This is a genomic window from Streptococcus sp. 714, assembly GCF_013277115.1.
Classification (GTDB): Bacteria; Bacillota; Bacilli; order Lactobacillales; family Streptococcaceae; genus Streptococcus.
In genome coordinates this window covers 181,714-205,264 of sequence record NZ_VMMH01000017.1, presented here as the reverse complement: position 1 = coordinate 205,264, position 23,551 = coordinate 181,714, and the positions used below count along the sequence as shown (strand labels likewise).

22 protein-coding genes and 1 other annotated feature are annotated in these 23,551 nt (G+C 40.0%); all 22 genes read left to right on the top strand.

Annotated features, from left to right (window positions below; genetic code table 11):
• On the top strand, nt 1-1,202 hold a 1,202-nt coding region (locus HT718_RS07240; RefSeq protein ID WP_173268021.1), incomplete at its 5' end, for a DUF1542 domain-containing protein.
• A 344-nt stretch (nt 1,203-1,546) separates the two neighbouring features.
• Nucleotides 1,547-2,500 carry a competence protein CoiA family protein gene (locus tag HT718_RS07235; protein WP_173268020.1) on the top strand — a complete coding sequence of 318 codons (954 nt, stop codon included), beginning with the start codon at nt 1,547-1,549 and terminating at the stop codon, nt 2,498-2,500.
• Between the two features lie 18 nt (nt 2,501-2,518).
• Complete coding sequence (pepF, locus tag HT718_RS07230) at nt 2,519-4,321, top strand: oligoendopeptidase F (RefSeq protein ID WP_173268019.1); 1,803 nt, start codon at nt 2,519-2,521, stop codon at nt 4,319-4,321.
• Between the two features lies 1 nt (nt 4,322).
• A complete protein-coding gene (locus HT718_RS07225; RefSeq protein ID WP_134803811.1) occupies nt 4,323-5,036 on the top strand; it encodes an O-methyltransferase in 714 nt (237 codons plus the stop codon).
• A gap of 66 nt (nt 5,037-5,102) precedes the next feature.
• Nucleotides 5,103-6,041, top strand: a complete 939-nt coding sequence (gene prsA / locus HT718_RS07220) for a peptidylprolyl isomerase PrsA (protein WP_000727947.1) — start codon at nt 5,103-5,105, stop codon at nt 6,039-6,041.
• Nucleotides 6,042-6,202: 161 nt separating this feature from the next.
• Nucleotides 6,203-7,426 carry an FtsW/RodA/SpoVE family cell cycle protein gene (locus HT718_RS07215; protein WP_173268018.1) on the top strand — a complete coding sequence of 408 codons (1,224 nt, stop codon included), beginning with the start codon at nt 6,203-6,205 and terminating at the stop codon, nt 7,424-7,426.
• A gap of 24 nt (nt 7,427-7,450) precedes the next feature.
• Nucleotides 7,451-10,147, top strand: coding sequence for a phosphoenolpyruvate carboxylase (gene ppc / locus HT718_RS07210; protein ID WP_173268017.1), 2,697 nt, complete (start codon nt 7,451-7,453; stop codon nt 10,145-10,147).
• Nucleotides 10,148-10,243: 96 nt separating this feature from the next.
• Nucleotides 10,244-10,461 (top strand) — a binding site (T-box leader).
• A 111-nt stretch (nt 10,462-10,572) separates the two neighbouring features.
• Nucleotides 10,573-11,568, top strand: a complete 996-nt coding sequence (gene trpX, locus HT718_RS07205) for a tryptophan ABC transporter substrate-binding protein (RefSeq protein WP_173268016.1) — start codon at nt 10,573-10,575, stop codon at nt 11,566-11,568.
• 75 nt (nt 11,569-11,643) lie between these two features.
• Complete coding sequence (locus HT718_RS07200; protein WP_173268015.1) at nt 11,644-12,510, top strand: ABC transporter permease; 867 nt, start codon at nt 11,644-11,646, stop codon at nt 12,508-12,510.
• Nucleotides 12,507-13,265 carry an ABC transporter ATP-binding protein gene (locus HT718_RS07195; protein WP_173268014.1) on the top strand — a complete coding sequence of 253 codons (759 nt, stop codon included), beginning with the start codon at nt 12,507-12,509 and terminating at the stop codon, nt 13,263-13,265. Before HT718_RS07200 ends, HT718_RS07195 begins: the two co-directional genes overlap by 4 nt.
• 89 nt (nt 13,266-13,354) lie before the next feature.
• Complete coding sequence (dnaG, locus tag HT718_RS07190) at nt 13,355-15,115, top strand: DNA primase (RefSeq protein ID WP_173268013.1); 1,761 nt, start codon at nt 13,355-13,357, stop codon at nt 15,113-15,115.
• 2 nt (nt 15,116-15,117) lie between these two features.
• A complete protein-coding gene (gene rpoD, locus HT718_RS07185; protein ID WP_173268012.1) occupies nt 15,118-16,227 on the top strand; it encodes an RNA polymerase sigma factor RpoD in 1,110 nt (369 codons plus the stop codon).
• Between the two features lie 14 nt (nt 16,228-16,241).
• A complete protein-coding gene (locus tag HT718_RS07180) occupies nt 16,242-16,571 on the top strand; it encodes a metal-sulfur cluster assembly factor (protein ID WP_000331929.1) in 330 nt (109 codons plus the stop codon).
• Between the two features lie 139 nt (nt 16,572-16,710).
• Nucleotides 16,711-17,835: an alpha-galactosylglucosyldiacylglycerol synthase gene (cpoA, locus tag HT718_RS07175; RefSeq protein ID WP_173268011.1), complete on the top strand. Its 1,125-nt coding sequence runs from the start codon at nt 16,711-16,713 to the stop codon at nt 17,833-17,835.
• 15 nt (nt 17,836-17,850) lie between these two features.
• Nucleotides 17,851-19,176, top strand: a complete 1,326-nt coding sequence (locus HT718_RS07170) for a glycosyltransferase family 4 protein (protein WP_173268010.1) — start codon at nt 17,851-17,853, stop codon at nt 19,174-19,176.
• Nucleotides 19,177-19,205: 29 nt separating this feature from the next.
• Nucleotides 19,206-19,382 carry a PspC domain-containing protein gene (locus tag HT718_RS07165; RefSeq protein ID WP_173268023.1) on the top strand — a complete coding sequence of 59 codons (177 nt, stop codon included), beginning with the start codon at nt 19,206-19,208 and terminating at the stop codon, nt 19,380-19,382.
• 58 nt (nt 19,383-19,440) lie between these two features.
• Nucleotides 19,441-19,575, top strand: a complete 135-nt coding sequence (locus tag HT718_RS07160; protein WP_020900303.1) for a DUF4044 domain-containing protein — start codon at nt 19,441-19,443, stop codon at nt 19,573-19,575.
• Nucleotides 19,576-19,638: 63 nt separating this feature from the next.
• On the top strand, nt 19,639-20,949 hold the full coding sequence (obgE, locus tag HT718_RS07155; protein WP_173268009.1) for a GTPase ObgE: 1,311 nt from the start codon (nt 19,639-19,641) through the stop codon (nt 20,947-20,949).
• Nucleotides 20,950-20,958: 9 nt separating this feature from the next.
• The gene (locus HT718_RS07150; RefSeq protein ID WP_000502580.1) at nt 20,959-21,114 is read left to right on the top strand and encodes a hypothetical protein; all 156 of its coding nucleotides are present in this window, start codon (nt 20,959-20,961) and stop codon (nt 21,112-21,114) included.
• A gap of 303 nt (nt 21,115-21,417) precedes the next feature.
• On the top strand, nt 21,418-22,059 hold the full coding sequence (locus HT718_RS07145; protein ID WP_173268008.1) for an amino acid ABC transporter permease: 642 nt from the start codon (nt 21,418-21,420) through the stop codon (nt 22,057-22,059).
• Nucleotides 22,060-22,068: 9 nt separating this feature from the next.
• Nucleotides 22,069-22,698, top strand: coding sequence for an amino acid ABC transporter ATP-binding protein (locus HT718_RS07140; RefSeq protein ID WP_173268007.1), 630 nt, complete (start codon nt 22,069-22,071; stop codon nt 22,696-22,698).
• Nucleotides 22,699-22,707: 9 nt separating this feature from the next.
• A complete protein-coding gene (locus HT718_RS07135) occupies nt 22,708-23,547 on the top strand; it encodes an amino acid ABC transporter substrate-binding protein (protein ID WP_000182491.1) in 840 nt (279 codons plus the stop codon).
• Nucleotides 23,548-23,551: the final 4 nt, after the last annotated feature.

Below are 23,551 nucleotides of genomic sequence, written 5' to 3'. Positions count from 1 at the left end.
CAGCAGCGAAAGCTGAAGTTGCGAAAGCTGCCCTCGCCGCAGTCAATGCCATCAATGAAGCGAAAGATCAAGATGGTGTAGATGCCGCTCAAACTACAGGAGTTAAAGCAATTGAAGCAGTAAGTCCAGTAGGCAAAGAGAAAGCGCTAGAAGCCATCCAAGCAGCATCAGAAGCTAAGATTGCGTCAATTGATAAGAACGCTAAATTGTCAGACGATGAAAAAGCAGCAGCGAAAGCTGAAGTAGCGAAAGCTGCCCTCGCCGCAGTCAATGCCATCAATGAAGCGAAAGATCAAGAAGGCGTAGATGGCGCTCAAACTACAGGAGTTAAAGCAATTGAAGCAGTAAGTCCAGTAGGAACAATTAGTACAGATGGAGAAAGCAACGTCATTACCCCACCAACTGTAGAAGTTCCATCCTACACAGATCCAGTAGGCACAAGTAGTACGGACGGAGAAGGTAACCTAATTACACCGCCAACAGCAGAGGTCCCAGCCTATACAGATCCAGTAGGAACCAGCAGTACGGACGGAGAGGGTAACGTCATTACCCCACCAACAGCAGAAGTCCCAGCCTACACAGATCCAGTAGGAACAAGCAGTACAGATGGAGAAGGAAACGTAATTACCCCACCAACTGTAGAGATTCCAGCCTACACAGATCCAGTAGGAACCAGCAGTACAGATGGAGAAGGTAACCTAATTACGCCACCAACTGTAGAGATTCCAGCCTATACAGATCCAGTAGGAACCAGCAGTACGGACGGAGAAGGTAACCTAATTACACCGCCAACAGCAGAAGTCCCAGCCTACACAGATCCAGTAGGAACCAGCAGTACGGACGGAGAAGGTAACGTAGTTACGCCACCAACTGTAGAGATTCCAGCCTATACAGATCCAGTAGGAACAAGCAGTACAGACGGAGAAGGAAACGTAATTACGCCACCAACAGCAGAAGTCCCAGCCTATACAGGTAGTGTGAATGGTATTTCAGAAGAAATGCCAGCTCAGCCACATAAGGACGGCAGTGCTAATGAAATGTCAGAGGGAATTCCAAAATCTGTAACTACAATAAATAAAGATCGACAACTTCCAAATACAGGTACAGCAGACTCTACAGTGGCTATGGTAGCAGCTGCAGCAAGTGCAGTACTTGGACTTGGTCTTGCAGGCCGTCGTCGTAAAGAAGATGAGGAAGCATAATTTATATATAAGTTAATCTAATGTTTTAGTAAAATCTGTATTTGATTTTATAGCTTATATAGAATTCCTTAAAAAAACTCTCCTAGTAGTCCATTGATTGCTAGGAGATTTTGGTTATTTGTCAATTATATAGGGTATTGAAACTGGAATAGTAGGACATGACTTCTGAAGCATTGTTAGAAATTAATTTGACTTTCCTAATCTCTTAGTTCAGATATTATTTCAACTCACTATAATTCCCCAATCAATTTGCCTATACTTTATTTCGATTTACTATACTTTTCTTCTATAATTAAAAATACAATTATTAATTTTTTCGAATAATATAGAAAAGGAGGGAAATCATGTTTGTTGCGAGAGATGCTAGGGGACAGTTGGTAAATGTGTTAGAGGATAAACTTGAGAAGCAAGAATACACCTGCCCAGCTTGTGGAGGTCAGCTCCGTTTGCGTCAAGGTTCAAGTGTACGAACCCATTTTGCCCATAAATCCTTAAAAGACTGTGATTATTCCTCTGAAAATGAAAGCCTAGAACATCTGTTCAATAAGGAATCCCTCTATCACTGGTTGAAAAAAGAGGCAGAGGTACAATTAGAATACCCGTTTCCAGAACTTAAACAGATTGCGGATGTGTTTGTAAATGGTAGTCTAGCTTTAGAAGTCCAGTGTAGTCCCTTGACTCAAAAAATTCTTAAGGAGCGTAGTGAGGGTTACCGTAGTCAAGGTTACCAAGTACTGTGGTTGCTGGGTCAAAAACTTTGGCTTAAGGAGCGTTTGAGTCGTCTGCAACAAGGTTTTCTTTATTTCAGTCAAAATATGGGCTTTTATGTTTGGGAATTAGACAAGGAAAAACAGCTTTTAAGGCTCAAATACCTGATTTACCAGGATCTCCGCGGTAAACTCCATTATCAAATAAAGGAATTTTCCTATGGTCAAGGTAGTTTATTGGAAATATTACGGTGTCCCTATAAGAAACAAAAAATATCTCATTTTACAGTTTCTGAGGATAAAGACATCTGTCGCTATATCCGGCAACAATTGTATTATCAAAATCCTTTTTGGATGAAAGAACAAGCAGAAGCCTATCAAAAGGGAGAGAATATCCTGACTTATGAGCTAAAAGCATGGTATCCCCAAATTAGACCACTAGTGGGCAAATTTTTCCAGATTGAACAAGACTTGAATAGCTATTATCAGCACTTTTACACCTATTATCAAGAAAATCCTCAAAATGATTGGCAAAAGCTTTATCCACCAGCCTTTTATCAGCAATATTTCTTGAAAAATATGGTAGAATAGAAAGGATGGAGGAATCTAATGGTATTACAAAGAAATGAAATAAATGAAAAAGATACATGGGATCTATCAACGATCTACCCAACTGACCAGGCTTGGGAAGAAGCCTTAAAAGATTTAACAGAAAAATTGGAGACAGTAGCCCAGTATGAAGGCCATCTCTTGGATAGTGCGGATAGCCTACTCGAAATTACTGAATTTTCTCTTGAGATGGAACGCCAAATGGAGAAGCTTTACGTTTATGCTCATATGAAAAATGACCAGGACACGCGTGAAGCTAAGTACCAAGAGTACTATGCCAAGGCCATGACACTCTACAGCCAGCTAGACCAAGCCTTTTCATTCTATGAACCTGAATTTATGGAAATTAGCGAAAAGCAGTATGCTGATTTTTTAGAAGCTCAACCAAAATTGCAGGTTTATCAACACTATTTTGATAAGCTTTTGCAAGGAAAGGATCACGTTCTATCACAACGAGAAGAAGAATTATTAGCTGGAGCTGGTGAAATATTTGGTTCGGCAAGTGAAACCTTTGCGATTTTAGATAATGCAGATATCGTCTTTCCATTTGTTAAAGATGAAGATGGTAACGAAGTGCAGCTCTCTCATGGGACTTACACACGTTTGATGGAGTCTAAAAATCGTGAGGTTCGCCGTGGTGCCTATCAAGCTCTTTATGCGACTTATGAACAATTCCAACATACCTATGCCAAAACCTTGCAAACCAATGTTAAGGTGCAAAACTACCGTGCCAAAGTTCGTAACTACAAGAGTGCTCGTCATGCAGCCCTAGCGGCGAATTTTGTTCCAGAGAGTGTTTATGACAATTTGGTAGCAGCAGTTCGCAAGCATTTACCCCTCTTGCATCGTTACCTTGAGCTTCGTTCAAAGATTTTGGAGATTTCAGACCTCAAGATGTACGATGTCTACACACCGCTTTCATCTGTTGAATACAGTTTTACCTACCAAGAAGCCTTGAAAAAGGCAGAAGATGCCTTGGCAGTCTTGGGTGAGGATTACTTGAGCCGTGTTAAACGTGCTTTCAGTGAGCGTTGGATTGATGTTTACGAAAATCAAGGCAAGCGTTCAGGGGCCTACTCTGGTGGTTCTTACGATACCAATGCCTTTATGCTCCTTAACTGGCAGGACAATCTGGACAATCTCTTCACCCTTGTTCATGAAACAGGTCACAGCATGCATTCCAGCTATACTCGTGAGACTCAGCCTTATGTTTACGGAGATTACTCTATCTTCTTGGCTGAGATTGCATCAACTACCAATGAAAATATCTTGACGGAGAAATTATTGGAAGAAGTGGAAGACGACGCAACGCGCTTTGCTATTCTCAATAACTTCCTAGATGGTTTCCGTGGAACAGTTTTCCGCCAAACTCAATTTGCTGAGTTTGAACACGCCATTCACCAAGCGGACCAAAATGGTGAAGTTTTGACAAGCGATTTCTTAAATAAACTCTACGCAGACTTGAACCAAGAGTATTATGGTTTGAGTAAGGAAGACAATCCTGAAATCCAATACGAATGGGCTCGCATTCCACACTTCTACTATAACTACTATGTATACCAATATTCAACAGGTTTTGCAGCAGCCTCAGCTTTAGCTGAAAAGATTGTCCATGGTAGTCAAGAAGACCGTGACCGCTATATCGACTATCTCAAGGCTGGTAAGTCTGACTACCCACTTAATGTCATGAGAAAAGCTGGTGTTGATATGGAGAAGGAAGACTACCTCAACGATGCCTTTGCAGTCTTTGAACGTCGTTTGAATGAGTTTGAAGCCCTTGTTGAAAAATTGGGATTGGCATAAGATGGTTGAATCGTACAGTAAAAATGCCAACCATAATATGCGTCGCCCTGTTGTCAAGGAAGAAATTGTGAACTTGATGCGTCAGCGTCAAAAGCAAGTTACAGGCTCTTTGAAAGAATTGGAAGACTTTGCCCGTAAGGAAAATATTCCCATTATTCCTCATGAAACGGTTGCTTATTTCCGTTTTCTTATGGAAACCATGCAGCCTAAAAATATTCTGGAAATTGGGACGGCTATCGGTTTTTCAGCTCTTTTAATGGCAGAACATGCGCCAAAGGCCAAGATTACAACCATTGACCGCAATCCAGAGATGATTGGTTTTGCCAAGGAAAATTTTGCTCAGTTTGACAGTCGCAAGCAAATTACTCTCCTAGAAGGAGATGCGGTAGATGTCTTATCAACCCTGACAGAGTCCTATGATTTCGTCTTTATGGATTCTGCTAAGTCTAAATACATCGTCTTTCTACCAGAAATCCTCAAACATTTGGAAGTTGGTGGTGTGGTTGTCTTGGATGATATTTTCCAAGGTGGTGATGTTGCCAAGGACATTATGGAAGTCCGTCGTGGTCAGCGAACTATTTATCGAGGCCTTCAAAGACTGTTTGACGCAACTTTAGATAATCCAGGACTCACCGCAACATTAGTCCCTCTGGGAGACGGTATTCTCATGCTTCGTAAAAATGTAGCAGATGTTCAATTGCCTGACAGCGAATGATTTTCAGAATAATTTAAGAAAATATAGTAAAATAGATAGGGTAATACTTATCTCAAAGGAGTAGACATGAAGAAAAAACTATTGGCAGGTGCCATTACACTATTATCAGTAGCAACATTAGCAGCTTGTTCGAAAGGCTCAGAAGGAGCAGATCTTATCAGTATGAAAGGGGATGTTATCACAGAACATCAATTTTATGAGCAAGTGAAAAGCAATCCTTCAGCCCAACAAGTGTTGTTGAATTTGACTATCCAAAAAGTGTTTGAGAAACAATACGGTTCAGAAGTAGATGACAAAGAAGTCAATGATACTATTGCAGAAGAAGAAAAACAATATGGTGAGAACTACCAACGTGTTTTGTCACAAGCAGGCATGACTCTTGAAACACGTAAAGCTCAAATTCGTACAAGTAAATTGGTTGAGTTGGCAGTTAAGAAGGCAGCAGAGGCTGAATTGACAGATGATGCTTATAAGAAAGCCTTTGATGAATATACTCCAGATGTAACGGCTCAAATTATTCGTCTTGATAATGAGGATAAAGCGAAAGAAGTCCTCGAAAAAGCTAAGGCAAGTGGGGCAGATTTCGCTCAATTAGCAAAAGATAACTCAACTGATGAAAAAACGAAAGCAAACGGTGGAGAAATCACCTTTGACTCTGCTTCGACAGAAGTACCAGAACAAGTTAAGAAAGCAGCTTTCGCTTTAGATGTAAACGGTGTTTCTGATGTGATTACAGCCGCTGGTACACAAGCCTACAGCAGCCAATATTACATTGTAAAACTCACTAAGAAAACAGAAAAATCATCTAATCTTGATGACTACAAAGAAAAATTAAAAACTGTTATCTTGACTCAAAAACAAAATGATTCAACATTTGTTCAAAGCATTATCGGAAAAGAATTACAAGCAGCTAATATCAAGGTTAAAGACCAAGCCTTCCAAAATATCTTCACTCAATATATCGGTGGTGGAGATTCAAGCTCAAGTAGTTCATCAAAAGAATAAAACAGAAAAGGGCCAAGTGCTCTTTTTCTTATGACAAAAATGGTCTATCTGATAGATAAGAGTTTTTTTCTTTCGGAAAAAATGGTATAATAGCAATCAAAACTAGAAAACAAACGGAATTTGGGAAGCAATTGTGTTATTCTCATTAGATTGGTGATACTATGAAGATTAGTAAAAGGCACCTGTTAAATTATTCTATTCTAGTTCCTTACTTACTTTTATCTATTTTGGGCTTGATTGTGGTTTATTCGACAACCAGTGCTATTTTAATTCAAGAAGGCCAAAGTGCACTGCAATTGGTCCGAAGTCAGGGACTGTTTTGGATATTTAGTTTGATACTGATTGCCTTGATATACAAATTGAAACTGAATTTTTTACGAAACGAACGTCTTTTATTTATCGTTATGTTTGTTGAGCTGATTCTATTAGCTATGGCTCGGATAATTGGTACGCCAGTCAATGGAGCCTATGGTTGGATTTCAGTAGGACCTTTGACCATTCAGCCAGCCGAATATTTGAAAATTATTATTATTTGGTATTTAGCAAATAAATTTTCCAAACAACAAGAGGATATAGCTGTTTATGATTTCCAAGTTTTAACACAAAATCAGTGGCTTCCTCGTGCGTTTAATGACTGGCGCTTTGTCCTCTTGGTATTGATTGGGAGCCTTGCTATTTTCCCAGATTTGGGAAATGCTTCTATCTTAGCTTTGGTTGCCTTGATTATGTATACAATTAGCGGAATCGCTTACAGATGGTTTCTTGCTTTTTTTGGAATTTTAGTCGGAATTTCTGCCCTATCCTTATCATTTATTTCTTTTATAGGGGTTGATAAGTTTTCAAAAGTTCCAGTATTTGGTTATGTTGCCAAGCGTTTCAGCGCCTATTTTAACCCTTTTGATGATTTGGCAGGAGCAGGCCACCAACTTGCAAATTCCTACTTTGCCATGGTAAATGGTGGTTGGTTTGGTCTAGGTTTAGGAAATTCAATTGAAAAACGAGGCTATTTACCAGAGGCCCATACAGATTTTGTATTTTCAATTGTCATTGAAGAATTTGGCTTTGTGGGAGCCAGCTTGATTTTGTCACTTGTCTTTTTCCTTATTTTACGAATTATCCTGGTGGGAATTCGTGCTAAGAATCCCTTTAATTCCATGATGGCGATTGGAGTTGGGGGGATGATGTTGGTACAGGTCTTTGTTAATATCGGTGGAATTGCTGGTATTATTCCTTCAACAGGAGTTACCTTCCCCTTCTTATCGCAAGGAGGGAACAGTCTCTTAGTCTTATCTGTAGCCATCGCCTTTGTCTTAAATATTGATGCAAGTGAAAAACGTGCCCAATTGTATGAGGAGTTAGAAGCTCACTCATCACACTATCTGTAGCGCTGAGAGTAGAAAGGATTGCCTATGTCTCTTCAAAAATTAGAAAACTATAGTAATAAAGCTGTCGTGCAAGAAGAAGTATTGATTTTAACAGAATTGTTAGAAGATATTACTAAAAATATGCTTGCTCCAGAAACTTTTGAAAAAATCATGCAGTTGAAGGAATTATCAACTCAAGAAGATTATCAAGGCTTGAACCAATTGGTTACTAGCCTGACAAATGATGAAATGGCTTATATTTCACGCTATTTCTCTATCTTGCCTCTCTTGATTAATATTTCAGAAGACGTGGATTTGGCCTATGAAATCAACCACCAAAATAATATCGATCAAGATTATCTTGGTAAATTGTCAGCAACGATTAAAATGGTTGCAGAAAAAGAAAATGCGGTTGAAATTCTAGAACATTTGAATGTTGTTCCAGTTTTGACTGCCCATCCAACACAAGTGCAACGTAAGAGTATGTTGGATTTGACAAATCATATCCATACCCTCTTGCGTAAGTATCGTGATGTGAAGCTAGGCTTGATTAATAAGGAAAAATGGCATAATGATCTCCGTCGTTATATTGAGATTATCATGCAAACAGATATGATTCGTGAAAAGAAATTAAAAGTTACCAATGAAATCACGAATGTTATGGAATACTACAATAGTTCATTCCTGAAAGCTGTTCCTCATTTGACTGCTGAGTACAAGCGCCTGGCTAAAAAACATGGCTTGGAGTTGAAACATCCTAAACCAATTACCATGGGAATGTGGATTGGTGGAGACCGTGATGGGAATCCTTTTGTTACAGCAGATACCTTGAAACAATCTGCCATGACTCAGTGTGAAGTCATCATGAACTACTATGATGAAAAGATTTATCAGCTCTATCGTGAGTTCTCTCTCTCAACAAGTATTGTCAATGTCAGCAAGCAAGTCAGAGAAATGGCTCGTCAATCTAAGGATAATTCGATTTACCGCGAAAAAGAGCTGTATCGTCGTGCCTTGTTTGATATTCAATCAAAAATCCAAGCAACAAAAACCTATCTGATTGAGGATAAGGAAGCGGGAGCTCGCTATGAAACAGCCAATGATTTTTATAAGGACTTAATTACTATCCGTGATTCCCTATTGGAAAACAAGGGTGAGGCACTAATTTCTGGTGATTTTGTTGAGTTAATTCAAGCAGTTGAAATTTTTGGTTTCTATTTGGCATCCATCGACATGCGTCAAGATTCAAGTGTTCATGAGGCATGTGTAGCCGAACTCTTGAAATCAGCAGGAATTCATTCTCGTTATAGCGAACTAAGTGAAGAAGAAAAATGCCAGCTTCTCTTAAAAGAATTAGAAGAAGATCCACGTATTCTTTCTGCTACTCATGTTGAAAAATCAGAGTTACTTGAAAAAGAATTAGCAATCTTTAAGGCTGCTCGTAATTTGAAAGATAAGCTGGGTGATGATGTCATTCGTCAGACCATCATTTCACATGCAACCAGCGTATCAGACATGCTGGAATTGGCTATCTTACTAAAAGAAGTAGGGTTAGTTGATAAAGAAAGAGCCCGTGTCCAAATCGTTCCTCTCTTTGAGACAATTGAGGACTTGGACCACTCAGAAGAAACTATGAGAGAGTACCTTTCTCTTGCCCTTGCTAAGAAATGGATTGCGTCGCGCAATAACTACCAAGAAATCATGCTTGGCTACTCTGATAGTAATAAAGATGGTGGTTACCTTTCATCATGTTGGACTCTCTACAAGGCTCAACAACAATTGACTGCTATTGGAGATGAATTTGGCGTTAAGGTTACCTTCTTCCATGGCCGTGGTGGTACTGTCGGTCGTGGTGGTGGACCAACCTATGAAGCTATTACATCTCAACCGCTTAAGTCAATCAAGGATCGTATCCGTTTGACGGAGCAGGGTGAAGTAATTGGAAATAAATACGGTAACAAAGACGCTGCTTACTATAACCTTGAAATGCTGGTTTCAGCGGCCATTAACCGTATGATTACTCAGAAGAAGAGTGATACCAATACCTCAAATCGTTATGAAGCTATTATGGACCAAGTGGTGGACCGTAGTTACGATATCTACCGTGATTTGGTTTTTGGTAATGACCATTTCTATGATTATTTCTTTGAGTCAAGTCCAATCAAGGCTATTTCAAGCTTTAATATTGGTTCTCGTCCAGCCGCTCGTAAGACCATTACTGAAATCGGTGGTTTACGTGCTATCCCTTGGGTATTCTCATGGTCACAAAGCCGTGTCATGTTCCCTGGATGGTATGGGGTTGGATCAAGCTTCAAGGAATTTATCGATAAAAATCCAGAGAATATCGCTATTCTACGAGATATGTACCAAAATTGGCCTTTCTTCCAATCGCTTCTTTCAAATGTTGACATGGTCTTGTCAAAATCAAATATGAACATTGCTTTTGAATATGCCAAACTTTGTGAAGATGATCAAGTAAAAGCAATCTATGAGACTATTTTAAATGAATGGCAAGTTACCAAGGAAGTCATCTTGGCTATCGAAGGTTACGATGAACTCTTGGCGGAAAATCCATATCTAAAAGCAAGTTTGGATTACCGTATGCCATACTTTAATATCCTCAACTATATCCAGTTGGAGTTGATTAAACGTCAACGTCGAGGAGAATTGTCAAGCGATCAAGAAAAATTAATCCATACAACCATCAACGGAATTGCGACAGGATTGCGTAATTCAGGCTGATACCTATCAAACTTCCTCCTTTCTATAGGGGAAGTTTTTGAATATTTCAAAAAAATTCTCAAAGAGTCTTGACAAGTAGTTGAAAAATGATATAATTTAACCATTCGGAAAAGTAGTCATACAAACTTTTTAGAGAGTCTGTGGTAGCTGAAAACAGATAAGTGATGATGATGAAAATTGGGCTGAATGTTATTTAGAATTTGAAATCATAAAAATTCGGTGAGCACACCTTACAGTGCATCTCGTTATTGCGAGACAGAGTGATAGGGAAATTCCCTATAATTGAGGTGGTACCGCGCATCGACGTCCTCACACAAGTTTTTGTGTGAGGACTTTTTTGATGGAGGTTAGTATGGAAAGAAAACGATGGCGTCGCTTGTTCGTATAAGTGAAGTAGTTTAAAGGAATTAAAAAGGAGAAATAGAATGAAAAATAAACGTTTAATTGGAATTATCGCTGCATTAGCAGTCTTAGTAGCAGGAAGCTTGATTTACTCTTCAATGAATAAACCAGAAGCTAAGAACGAAAAGAAAGTTGCCAAAGTTGGTGTCCTTCAGTTTGTGAGCCATCCATCTCTTGACTTGATTTATAAAGGGATTCAAGATGGACTAGCAGAAGAAGGCTACAAAGATGATCAGTTGAAAATTGACTTTATGAACTCAGAAGGTGACCAAAGTAAGGTTGCGACAATGAGTAAACAATTGGTTGCAAATGGCAATGACTTGGTTGTTGGTATTGCAACACCAGCTGCCCAAGGTTTGGCTAGTGTCACAAAAGATCTACCTGTTATCATGGCCGCTATTACAGACCCAATCGGTGCGAACTTGGTTAAAGATTTGAAAAAACCAGGTGGCAACATTACAGGGGTATCAGACCACAACCCAGCTCAACAACAAGTTGAACTCATCAAAGCTTTGACACCAAATGTGAAAACAATCGGAGCTCTTTACTCAAGTAGTGAAGATAATTCAAAAACACAGGTAGAAGAATTTAAAGCTTATGCTGAAAAAGCAGGTTTGGCAGTGGAAACATTTGCAGTTCCTTCAACAAACGAAATTGCTTCAACAGTCAACGTTATGACTAGCAAGGTTGATGCTATCTGGGTTCCAATTGATAACACAATTGCTTCAGCCTTCTCAACTGTTGTATCAAGTAACCAATCAGCTAAAAAACCAATCTACCCAAGCGCAACTGCCATGGTAGAAGCAGGTGGTTTGGCATCCGTTGTAGTTGACCAACATGATCTTGGTGTGGCAACAGGTAAAATGATTGCTCAAGTTTTGAAAGGTGCAAAACCAGCCGATACACCAGTCAATGTCTTTTCAACTGGTAAATCAGTAATCAATAAAAAATTGGCACAAGAGTTAGGTATTACTATTCCTGAATCTGTTCTAAAAGAAGCAGGACAAGTGATTGAATAATCTACAATGGAGGAGTTGGGGACATCTCCTCCAATTTTTTACAAAAGAAATCGTATAGAAAAGGTTAAGAAACAGATGATATTATCTATTATTTCTCAAGGATTTGTCTGGGCTATTCTAGGTCTGGGAATCTTTATGACATTTAGGATTTTAAACTTTCCAGATATGACGACAGAAGGTTCCTTCCCTCTTGGGGGAGCTGTTGCTGTCACTCTGATAACCAAAGGTGTAAATCCCTTTTTAGCGACACTTGTTGCTGTAGGAGCAGGTTGTTTGGCTGGAATGGCAGCAGGGCTTCTTTATACAAAAGGGAAGATTCCGACTTTACTTTCAGGGATTTTGGTGATGACTTCTTGTCACTCTATTATGCTCTTGATTATGGGACGTGCGAATTTAGGACTGCTTGGAACTAAGCAAATCCAGGATGTCTTACCTTTTGATTCAGACTTGAACCAACTCTTGACAGGTCTTATCTTTGTCAGTCTTGTCATTGCTCTCATGCTCTTTTTCTTGGACACCAAACTCGGACAAGCCTATATTGCCACAGGTGACAATCTTGATATGGCTAGAAGTTTCGGAATCCATACTGGGCGCATGGAGCTCATGGGCTTGGTCTTATCCAATGGTGTGATTGCCCTTGCAGGAGCTCTGATTGCCCAGCAAGAAGGCTATGCCGATGTATCTCGAGGAATCGGGGTTATCGTTGTGGGACTTGCAAGTTTGATTATTGGGGAAGTTATCTTCAAGAGTTTGAGCCTGGCAGAACGTCTGGTTGCCATCGTTGTGGGTTCTATCGCCTATCAATTCTTAGTGTGGGCAGTTATTGCGCTTGGCTTTAATACAAGTTACCTTCGTCTATACAGTGCCGTGATTTTAGCAGTCTGCCTCATGATTCCAACATTTAAGCAAACCATCTTGAAAGGAGCCAAACTAAGCAAATGACAGCAATTGTAGAATTAAAAAATGCAACCAAAGTCGTTAAAAATGGCTTTGATGAAGAAAAGATTATTTTAAATGATGTTTCCTTAGAAATTTTTGAACAGGATTTTATCACGATTTTGGGTGGAAATGGTGCTGGTAAATCAACTCTATTTAACACCATTGCAGGAACCTTGCCCTTAACCAGTGGAACCATCCGTATTTTAGGTGAAGATGTTACCAAGTTTTCACCAGAGAAGCGCGCTAAGTATCTGTCTCGTGTTTTTCAAGATCCCAAGATGGGGACAGCTCCTCGTATGACAGTGGCTGAAAATCTTTTGATTGCCAAGTTTCGTGGTGAAAAGCGTGGACTCTTTCCAAGACGTCTGGCTAGTTATAAGGATGAGTTTCAGGCTACTATTGAAAAAGTAGGAAATGGTCTTGAGAAACATTTGAATACACCGATTGAGTTCTTATCAGGTGGACAAAGACAGGCTCTGAGTCTCTTGATGGCAACCTTGAAGCGTCCTGAATTACTCTTGTTGGACGAGCATACTGCGGCCCTTGATCCAAAGACCAGTGTGGCCTTGATGGAATTGACAGATGAATTTGTCAAGAAAGACCAGCTGACAGCTCTTATGATTACTCACCATATGGAAGATGCTCTCAAATATGGCAATCGTCTGATTGTCATGAAAGAAGGACGGATTATCCAAGATTTGAACCAAGAAGAAAAAGCAAAAATGAAAATCTCTGATTATTATCAACTCTTTGAATAAAGTAGGGAAAATGAGTGAAATGGTTTACTTTTTTTCTGAAATAAAGTATACTATATAAAGTAAACTATGATAACATGGAGGTATTGTGTATGGTTGACAAACAAGTCATTGAAGAAATCAAAAACAATGCCAACATTGTGGAAGTCATAGGAGATGTGATTTCTTTACAAAAGGCAGGACGGAACTATCTAGGGCTCTGTCCTTTTCATGGTGAAAAAACACCTTCTTTCAACGTTGTTGAGGATAAGCAGTTTTATCACTGTTTTGGTTGTGGTCGCTCGGGTGATGTCTTTAAGTTCATCGAGGAGTACCAGGGGGTTCCCTTTATGGAGGCTGTCCAAATCTTAGGTCAGCGTGTTGGGATAGAGGTGGAAAAACCGCTTTATAGTGAGCAGAAGCTAGCCTCTCCACATCAAGCTCTTTATGATATGCACGAAGATGCTGCCAAATTTTATCATGCCATTCTCATGACAACGACCATGGGGGAAGAGGCTAGAAACTACCTCTATCAGCGTGGTTTGACAGATGAAGTGCTCAAGCATTTTCGGATTGGTTTAGCACCTCCAGAACGAAACTATCTCTATCAGCGTTTGTCTGGTCAGTATCGTGAAGAGGATTTCCTGGATTCAGGGCTATTTTACCTCTCAGATGCTAATCAATTTGTAGACACCTTTCACAATCGGATTATGTTTCCCTTGACCAATGATCAGGGAAAGGTCATTGCCTTCTCAGGTCGTATCTGGCAGAAAACGGATTCACAAACTTCTAAGTATAAAAATAGCCGATCGACTGCAATTTTTAACAAAAGTTACGAATTATATCATATGGATAGGGCAAAAAAATCTTCTGGTAAAGCCAGTGAGATTTACCTGATGGAAGGGTTCATGGATGTCATTGCAGCCTATCGGGCTGGAATCGAAAATGCTGTGGCGTCTATGGGAACGGCCTTGAGTCATGAGCATGTTGAGCATCTGAAAAGGTTAACCAAGAAGTTAGTTCTGGTATACGATGGCGATAAGGCTGGACAAGCTGCGACATTGAAAGCTTTGGATGAAATTGGCGATATGCCTGTGCAAATCGTCAGTATGCCTGATAACTTGGATCCAGATGAGTATCTACAAAAAAATGGACCAGAAGACTTGGCCTATCTATTAACGAAAACTCGTATTAGTCCGATTGAGTTTTACATTCACCAGTACAAGCCTGAAAATAGTGAAAATCTGCAGGCTCAGATTGAGTTTATTGAAAAAATAGCTCCTTTGATTGTTCAAGAAAAGTCTATCACTGCTCAAAACAGCTATATTCATATTTTAGCTGATAGTCTGGCGTCCTTTGATTATGCCCAGATTGAGCAGATTGTGAATGAGAGTCGACAGGCACAAAGGCAGAATCGTATGGAAGGAATTTCCAGACCGACGCCAATCACCATGCTTGTCACCAAGCAGTTATCGGCTATTATGAGGGCAGAAGCCCATCTACTTTATCGAATGATGGAATCTCCCCTTATTTTGAACGATTACCGTTTGCGAGAAGATTTTGCATTTGACACTCCTGAATTTCAGGTTTTATATGACTTACTTGGCCAGTATGGTAATCTTCCTCCAGAAGTTTTAGCAGAACAGACAGAGGAAGTTGAAAGAGCTTGGTACCAAGTCTTAGCTCAGGATTTACCTGCTGAGATGTCACCGCAGGAACTTAGTGAAGTAGAGATGACTCGAAACAAGGCTCTCTTGAATCAGGACAATATGAGAATCAAAAAGAAGGTGCAGGAAGCTAGCCATGTAGGAGATACCGATACAGCCCTAGAAGAATTGGAACGTTTAATTTCCCAAAAGAGAAGAATGGAGTAATAATGGTAACAAAACAAAAAGAAGTAACAACATTTGACGTACAAGTAGCAGAATTTATCCGTAATCATAAGCAAAAAGGGACAGCAACAGATGATGAAATCAATGCTAGTCTAGTCATTCCTTTTACCTTGGATGCTGATGGGATTGAAGATCTCTTGCAACGAATTCAGGATGCAGGGATTTCAATCACAGATAACGAAGGAAATCCAAGTGCGCGTGTTCTTAGTGCAGAAGAAGAGCCAGAACTTAGCGATGAGGACTTGATTGGATCAACTTCGGCTAAGGTCAATGACCCTGTCCGTATGTACTTGAAAGAAATTGGGGTCGTTCCTCTCTTGACCAATGAAGAGGAAAAAGAATTGGCGCTTGCTGTTGAAGCTGGTGATATCGAAGCCAAACAACGTCTTGCGGAAGCCAACCTTCGTTTGGTTGTTTCTATTGCCAAGCGTTATGTCGGACGTGGTATGCAGTTCCTTGACTTGATTCAAGAAGGGAACATGGGCTTGATGAAGGCGGTTGACAAGTTTGACTATTCTAAAGGATTCAAGTTTTCAACTTACGCAACTTGGTGGATTCGTCAGGCTATCACTCGTGCTATTGCGGATCAAGCTCGTACCATCCGTATCCCAGTCCACATGGTTGAAACCATTAATAAATTGGTTCGTGAACAGCGTAATCTCCTTCAAGAATTGGGACAAGATCCAACGCCAGAACAAATCGCAGAACGTATGGATATGACTCCAGACAAGGTTCGTGAAATCTTGAAGATTGCCCAAGAACCAGTATCTCTTGAAACACCAATCGGTGAAGAGGATGATAGCCACCTTGGGGACTTTATCGAAGACGAAGTGATTGAAAATCCAGTGGACTACACAACTCGTATCGTCTTGCGTGAGCAGCTGGATGAGGTCTTGGATACTCTTACAGACCGTGAAGAAAACGTCTTGCGTCTACGTTTTGGACTAGATGATGGAAAAATGCGCACCCTTGAAGATGTAGGTAAAGTCTTTAACGTAACCCGTGAGCGTATCCGTCAGATTGAAGCTAAGGCTTTGAGAAAACTACGCCAACCAAGTCGCAGCAAACCGCTTCGTGATTTTATTGAAGACTAAGAGTGAGGATAAATATGGCTTATACAGAAGAGCAAATCGAAAACATCAAAACACGCATTTTAACAGCCTTGGAAGAAGTTATTGACCCTGAGTTGGGAATCGATATTGTCAATCTTGGTTTGATTTATGAGATTCGTTTTGACGGTGATACAGGGCAAACAGAGATTGACATGACTTTGACAACTATGGGTTGTCCCCTGGCAGACCTTTTGACGGACCAGATTTATGATGCTATGACAGAGGTCCCAGAAGTGACTGATACTGAGGTCAAATTAGTCTGGTATCCAGCCTGGACAGTTGAAAAAATGAGTCGCTATGCACGCATTGCCCTAGGCATTAAGTAATACTCTTCGAAAATCAAATTCAAACCACGTCAGCTTCACCTTGCCGTACTCAAGTACAGCCTGCGGCTAGCTTCCTAGTTTGCTCTTTGATTTTCATTGAGTATAAACATATAAAAGCATGTGAGAGACCGTTGGAAAAGTGAGGAAATTTCCCCTCTTTTCCTCTAGTCTCTCCTTTATTTTGCTGATTTTATTCAAAGAAAATGATATAATAGTAGTTATGGAAAAAAAGAAATTACGCATCAATATGTTGAGTTCAAGTGAAAAAGTAGCAGGACAAGGAGTTTCAGGTGCCTACCGTGAATTAGTTCGTCTTCTTCACCGTGATGCCAAGGACCAATTGATTGTTACTGAAAATCTTCCAATCGAGGCAGATGTGACTCACTTTCATACGATTGATTTCCCCTATTATTTGTCAACCTTCCAAAAGAAACGCTCAGGGAGAAAAATTGGCTATGTACATTTCTTGCCAGATACACTTGAGGGAAGTTTGAAAATTCCATTTTTCTTAAAGGGAATTGTCAAACGCTATGTATTTTCTTTTTACAACCGGATGGAGCACTTGGTGGTGGTCAATCCTATGTTTATAGAGGATTTGGTGGCAGCTGGTATTCCACGTGAAAAAGTGACCTATATTCCTAACTTTGTCAACAAGGAAAAATGGCATCCTCTTCCACAAGAAGAAGTAAGTCGATTGCGATCAGAATTTGACCTTGGTGAAAATCAGTTTATCGTAGTTGGTGCAGGTCAAGTTCAGAAACGCAAGGGGATTGATGACTTTATCCGCCTTGCTGAAGAATTGCCCCACATTACCTTTATCTGGGCGGGTGGTTTCTCTTTTGGGGGCATGACAGATGGTTATGAACGCTATAAGAAAATTATGGATAATCCTCCAGAAAATTTGATTTTTCCAGGTATCGTGTCACCAGAGCGAATGCGTGAGTTGTATGCCCTAGCGGACCTTTTCTTGCTGCCTAGTTATAATGAGCTCTTTCCTATGACCATTTTAGAGGCTGCGAGTTGTGAAGCGCCTATTATGTTGCGTGATTTGGATCTCTATAAGGTGATTTTGGAGGGGAATTATCGGGCGACAGCAGATAGAGAAGAAATGAAAGAAGCTATTTTGGAATATCAAGCCAATCCTGCTGCCTTAAAAGAACTTAAAGAAAAGGCTAAGAATATTTCTAGAGAGTATTCTGAAGAGCATCTGTTACAAATCTGGTTGGACTTTTATGAGAAACAAGCTGCTTTAGGGAGAAAGTAAAAAGTGAGGTAATCTATGCGAATTGGTTTATTTACAGATACCTATTTTCCTCAGGTTTCTGGTGTTGCGACCAGTATTCGAACTCTGAAAACAGAGCTTGAAAAGCAGGGGCACGCTGTTTTTATCTTTACGACGACAGATAAGGATGTCAATCGTTATGAAGATTGGCAAATTATCCGCATTCCAAGTGTTCCCTTCTTTGCTTTTAAAGATCGTCGCTTTGCCTATCGAGGCTTTAGCAAGGCACTTGAAATTGCTAAACAGTATCAGCTAGATATTATCCATACTCAGACAGAATTTTCTCTTGGCTTGTTGGGGATTTGGATTGCGCGTGAATTGAAAATTCCAGTCATCCATACCTATCATACCCAGTATGAAGACTATGTGCATTATATTGCTAAGGGGATGTTGATTCGTCCGAGTATGGTCAAGTACTTAGTAAGAGGTTTCTTGCATGATGTGGATGGGGTTATTTGCCCGAGTGAGATTGTTCGTGACTTGCTATCTGATTATAAAGTCAAGGTTGAAAAACGGGTCATTCCTACTGGTATTGAATTAGCCAAGTTTGAGCGTCCAGAAATCAAGCAAGAAAATCTAAAAGAACTACGTAGTAAATTAGGGATTCAAGATGATGAAAAGATGCTACTTAGTCTCTCCAGAATTTCCTATGAAAAAAATATTCAAGCAGTACTAGCAGCCTTTACAGAAGTTCTGAAAGAAGAAGACAAGGTCAAACTGGTGGTAGCTGGGGATGGTCCTTATCTGGATGATCTCAAAGAGCAAGCCCAGAAATTAGAGATTCAAGACTCCGTTATCTTTACAGGGATGATTGCTCCTAGTGAGACGGCTCTTTACTATAAGGCGGCGGATTTCTTCATTTCAGCATCGACAAGTGAAACCCAAGGTTTGACCTACTTGGAAAGTTTAGCTAGTGGAACTCCTGTCATTGCTCATGGAAATCCTTATCTGGACAATCTTATCAGTGATAAAATGTTTGGAACCTTGTACTATGGGGAACATGATTTAGCTGGAGCTATTTTAGAAGCTTTGATTGCGACGCCGGACATGGATGAACATACCTTATCAGAGAAATTGTACGAGATTTCAGCTGAGAACTTTGGGAAACGAGTGCATGAGTTTTATCTGGATGCCATTATTTCAAATAACTTCCAGAAAGATTTATCAAAAGATGACACGGTCAGTCAGCGTATTTTTAAGACAGTTTTGTATCTTCCGCAACAGGTGGTTGCTGTGCCCGTAAAAGAATCTAGACGCATGCTGAAGGCTTCAAAAACACAGTTAATCAGCATAAGAGATTATTGGAAAGACCATGAAGAATAGAAAGAGGAACAGCTATGAAAAAACAATTAATGAGAAGCGGTCGTGATAAAAAGATTGCTGGTGTTTGTGCCGGAGTCGCCCATTATCTAGATATGGATCCAACTATCGTTCGAGTCATTTGGGGTGTCCTTGCTTGCTGTTACGGAGCTGGAATTATAGCTTATATCATTTTATGGATTATCGCACCAGTAGCAACTGACTATTGAAAACTAGCTGAAATCATGCTAAGATAATAGAAAATAGAATGTAACAAAGGAGATAAAAATGGCATTTGGAGATAATGGAAATCGTAAAAAAACTATGTTTGAGAAAATAACTTTAATTATCGTTGTTATTATGCTTTTAGCAAGTATTTTGGGTATTTTTGCAACTGCAATTGGTGCCCTCAGCAATCTATAAAATAGATTCAAGAAAATTTTGTGACTGGGATTTCCCAGCCCTTTTTTAAAGTGAGAAGAAATAATGAGTATGTTTTTAGATACAGCCAAGATTAAGGTCAAGGCTGGTAATGGTGGCGATGGTATGGTTGCCTTTCGCCGTGAAAAATATGTCCCTAATGGTGGTCCTTGGGGTGGTGATGGTGGACGTGGAGGCAATGTGGTCTTCGTTGTAGACGAAGGTTTGCGTACCTTGATGGACTTCCGCTACAATCGCCATTTTAAGGCTGATTCTGGTGAAAAAGGAATGACCAAAGGGATGCATGGTCGTGGTGCCGAGGACCTTAGAGTTCGTGTACCACAAGGAACGACTGTTCGTGATGCTGAGACTGGCAAGATCTTGACAGATTTGATTGAACACGGTCAAGAATTTATTGTAGCCCACGGTGGTCGTGGTGGACGCGGAAATATCCGCTTTGCGACTCCAAAAAATCCTGCACCGGAAATCTCTGAAAATGGAGAACCAGGTCAGGAACGTGAGTTACAATTGGAACTAAAAATCTTAGCAGATGTTGGTTTAGTTGGATTCCCATCTGTAGGGAAATCAACACTTTTAAGTGTTATCACATCTGCTAAACCTAAAATTGGTGCCTACCACTTTACAACTATTGTGCCAAATCTAGGAATGGTTCGTACCCAATCAGGCGAATCCTTTGCAGTAGCTGATCTACCAGGATTGATTGAAGGGGCTAGTCAAGGAGTCGGTCTAGGAACCCAGTTCCTCCGTCACATCGAGCGTACACGTGTCATTCTTCACATCATTGATATGTCAGCTAGTGAAGGTCGTGATCCATATGAGGATTATCTTGCTATTAACAAGGAATTGGAGTCATACAATCTTCGCCTCATGGAACGTCCACAGATTATCGTAGCTAACAAAATGGACATGCCTGAGAGTCAGGAAAATCTTGAAGAATTTAAGAAAAAATTGGCTGAAAACTACGATGAATTTGAAGAGTTACCAGTTATCTTCCCAATTTCTGGTTTGACTAAGCAAGGTTTGGCTACGCTTTTGGATGCTACAGCTGAATTGTTAGACAAGACACCAGAATTTTTGCTCTATGACGAGTCAGATATGGAAGAAGAAGCATACTACGGCTTTGACGAGGAAGAAAAAGCCTTTGAAATTAGTCGTGATGACGATGCAACATGGGTGCTTTCTGGTGAAAAACTGATGAAACTCTTTAATATGACCAACTTTGATCGTGACGAATCAGTCATGAAATTTGCTCGCCAGCTTCGTGGTATGGGAGTTGATGAAGCTCTTCGTGCGCGTGGTGCTAAGGATGGGGACTTGGTCCGCATTGGTAAATTTGAGTTTGAATTTGTAGACTAGGAGATTGATATGGGAGATAAACCGATATCTTTCCGAGATGCGGATGGTAATTTTGTTTCCGCCGCAGACGTTTGGAATGAAAAGAAATTGGAAGAACTATTTAATCGTCTCAATCCAAATCGTGCCTTGAGGTTGGCACGAACTAAAAAAGACAATCCATCTTAAATACGTAAGATAAAACTCCAATTATCAGTCAAGTTAACTGTAACAAATAGAAGCTAAGATCGAGAAAGGGCAAAATTCGTCCTTTCTTTTTATTTACAAAGTATAATATATTAAAATAAAATATAAACAAATAGACTAGGGAATTCAAATCAAATTTCTAACAAGGCTTTATAAATTGTGTTGTCCTATTCTAGCTTCAAGACACTGTATTTTTTCTATTAAAAAGAATTTTTTTACAAAAATGGTTGGTTATTTGGTTTATTTATGCTATAATAGGAGCAATTATTTTTAGGAGGTGTCAGTATGTCTTATTTGTTTGAGATATTACCGAGTTTATTGAGCGGTGCAAGCATGACTTTACAGGTTTTTGTGCTGGTCTTGATTTTTTCTATTCCCTTGGGCGTTTTAATTGCCTTTGCCTTGCAAGTCCATTGGAAGCTCCTCCATCATCTTATTAACATTTATATCTGGATCATGCGGGGTACACCCTTACTTTTGCAATTGATTTTTATCTATTATGTGCTACCAAGTATTGGGATCCGTTTAGATCGCCTTCCTGCGGCTATCATTGCCTTTGTTTTGAATTATGCGGCTTACTTTGCTGAAATTTTCCGTGGAGGGATTGATACCATTCCTAAAGGTCAATATGAGGCTGCTAAGGTCTTGAAGTTCAGTCATTTTGCCACAGTGCGCTATATTATTTTGCCCCAAGTGACCAAGATCGTTCTTCCTAGTGTCTTTAATGAGGTTATGAGTTTGGTCAAGGATACTTCTCTGGTCTATGCTCTAGGAATTTCAGATCTTATCTTGGCTAGTCGAACAGCTGCCAACCGTGATGCTAGTCTGGTTCCTATGTTCTTGGCAGGAGCCATTTACTTGATTTTGATTGGTATTGTGACTATTCTTGCCAAAAAAGTTGAGAAGAAGTACAGTTACTATAGATAGGAGGCTACCATGTTAGAATTACGAAATATCAATAAGGGTTTTGGTGAAAAGCAAATTTTGTCCAATTTCAGTCTAAGCATTCCTGAAAAGCAAATCTTGGCTATCGTTGGGCCTTCTGGTGGAGGTAAGACAACTCTCTTACGTATGCTTGCAGGTCTTGAAACCATTGATTCAGGGCAAATCTTTTATAATGGAGAACCTTTAGAGCTGGATGAATTGGAGAAGCGGAATCTACTGGGATTTGTCTTCCAAGATTTTCAACTGTTCCCTCATTTATCAGTTCTGGACAATTTGACCTTATCTCCTGTAAAAACCATGGGAATGAAGCAGGATGAGGCTGAGCAGAAGGCGCGAGGTCTTTTGGAACAATTAGGACTGGCAGGACATGCAGATGCCTATCCTTTCTCACTATCTGGTGGGCAAAAGCAACGGGTGGCCTTGGCGCGTGCTATGATGATTGACCCAGAAATCATTGGCTACGATGAACCAACTTCGGCCCTAGATCCAGAATTACGCTTGGAAGTGGAAAAACTGATCTTGCAAAATAGGGAACTTGGCATGACCCAGATTGTGGTTACCCACGATTTGCAGTTTGCTGAAAATATCGCAGATCAGATTCTCAAGGTTGAGCCCAAGTAGGAGGTGCCAATGACTAATAAGAAAATTGCTTTGGTATTGGTTTCGCTCCTGACTCTCTTTTTAACAGCTTGTACTCAGAAGGCTAGCGATCCAAAGCAGGATAACTGGTATAAGTATCAAGAGCAAGGCAGTATAACCATTGGTTTTGACAATACCTTTGTACCCATGGGATTTGAAGAAAAGAATGGCCAATATACGGGCTTTGATATTGACTTAGCACAAGCAGTTTCTGAAAAATTAGGTTTTAAGGTGCAATTTCAGCCAATTGACTGGGATATGAAGGAGACGGAACTGCAAAATGGAACTATAGATGCCATCTGGAATGGCTATTCTGCCACTGATGAACGCCGAGAGAAGGTTGCCTTTAGCATTCCATATATGGAAAATCAGCAAGTTCTGGTTGCGAAGAAAAGCCAGCAAATTCATTCAGTAGAGAATATGAAGGATAAGACCTTGGGAGCCCAAGCCGGTTCCTCTGGTTATTTAGACTTTGAAGCCCAGCCAGATTTATTGAAAAATCGTGTCAAAGACCAGAAGGCCAATCAGTACCAGAGTTTTAATGAGGCCTTGATTGACTTAAAGAATGATCGGATTGATGCCTTGTTGATTGACCGAGTGTATGCTAATTACTATCTTCAGTCTGAGGGGATATTAAATGACTATAATGTCTTTTCAGCTGGATTTGAAAGTGAATCTTTTGCAGTAGGAGTTAGACCAGCTGACAAAAGATTACTACAAGCTTTAAACCAAGCTTTTGTTCAACTATACCAAGAAGGGAAGTTCCAGGAAATCAGCCAAAAATGGTTTGGAGAAGATGTGGCAACTAAAGAAGTGAAAAGTAGAGATTGAGTTT

What these genes read in the sequence shown, in the direction of transcription:
- HT718_RS07200 (WP_173268015.1), top strand. Translation starts at nt 11,644, where the DNA reads ATGATATTATCTATTATTTCTCAAGGATTTGTCTGGGCTATTCTAGGT.
- trpX (WP_173268016.1), top strand. Translation starts at nt 10,573, where the DNA reads ATGAAAAATAAACGTTTAATTGGAATTATCGCTGCATTAGCAGTCTTA.
- HT718_RS07165 (WP_173268023.1), top strand. Translation starts at nt 19,206, where the DNA reads ATGAGAAGCGGTCGTGATAAAAAGATTGCTGGTGTTTGTGCCGGAGTC.
- HT718_RS07150 (WP_000502580.1), top strand. Translation starts at nt 20,959, where the DNA reads ATGGGAGATAAACCGATATCTTTCCGAGATGCGGATGGTAATTTTGTT.
- HT718_RS07180 (WP_000331929.1), top strand. Translation starts at nt 16,242, where the DNA reads ATGGCTTATACAGAAGAGCAAATCGAAAACATCAAAACACGCATTTTA.
- HT718_RS07170 (WP_173268010.1), top strand. Translation starts at nt 17,851, where the DNA reads ATGCGAATTGGTTTATTTACAGATACCTATTTTCCTCAGGTTTCTGGT.
- prsA (WP_000727947.1), top strand. Translation starts at nt 5,103, where the DNA reads ATGAAGAAAAAACTATTGGCAGGTGCCATTACACTATTATCAGTAGCA.
- HT718_RS07160 (WP_020900303.1), top strand. Translation starts at nt 19,441, where the DNA reads ATGGCATTTGGAGATAATGGAAATCGTAAAAAAACTATGTTTGAGAAA.
- rpoD (WP_173268012.1), top strand. Translation starts at nt 15,118, where the DNA reads ATGGTAACAAAACAAAAAGAAGTAACAACATTTGACGTACAAGTAGCA.
- pepF (WP_173268019.1), top strand. Translation starts at nt 2,519, where the DNA reads ATGGTATTACAAAGAAATGAAATAAATGAAAAAGATACATGGGATCTA.
- dnaG (WP_173268013.1), top strand. Translation starts at nt 13,355, where the DNA reads ATGGTTGACAAACAAGTCATTGAAGAAATCAAAAACAATGCCAACATT.
- HT718_RS07140 (WP_173268007.1), top strand. Translation starts at nt 22,069, where the DNA reads ATGTTAGAATTACGAAATATCAATAAGGGTTTTGGTGAAAAGCAAATT.
- ppc (WP_173268017.1), top strand. Translation starts at nt 7,451, where the DNA reads ATGTCTCTTCAAAAATTAGAAAACTATAGTAATAAAGCTGTCGTGCAA.
- HT718_RS07235 (WP_173268020.1), top strand. Translation starts at nt 1,547, where the DNA reads ATGTTTGTTGCGAGAGATGCTAGGGGACAGTTGGTAAATGTGTTAGAG.
- HT718_RS07195 (WP_173268014.1), top strand. Translation starts at nt 12,507, where the DNA reads ATGACAGCAATTGTAGAATTAAAAAATGCAACCAAAGTCGTTAAAAAT.
- HT718_RS07135 (WP_000182491.1), top strand. Translation starts at nt 22,708, where the DNA reads ATGACTAATAAGAAAATTGCTTTGGTATTGGTTTCGCTCCTGACTCTC.
- HT718_RS07145 (WP_173268008.1), top strand. Translation starts at nt 21,418, where the DNA reads ATGTCTTATTTGTTTGAGATATTACCGAGTTTATTGAGCGGTGCAAGC.
- HT718_RS07225 (WP_134803811.1), top strand. Translation starts at nt 4,323, where the DNA reads ATGGTTGAATCGTACAGTAAAAATGCCAACCATAATATGCGTCGCCCT.
- obgE (WP_173268009.1), top strand. Translation starts at nt 19,639, where the DNA reads ATGAGTATGTTTTTAGATACAGCCAAGATTAAGGTCAAGGCTGGTAAT.
- HT718_RS07215 (WP_173268018.1), top strand. Translation starts at nt 6,203, where the DNA reads ATGAAGATTAGTAAAAGGCACCTGTTAAATTATTCTATTCTAGTTCCT.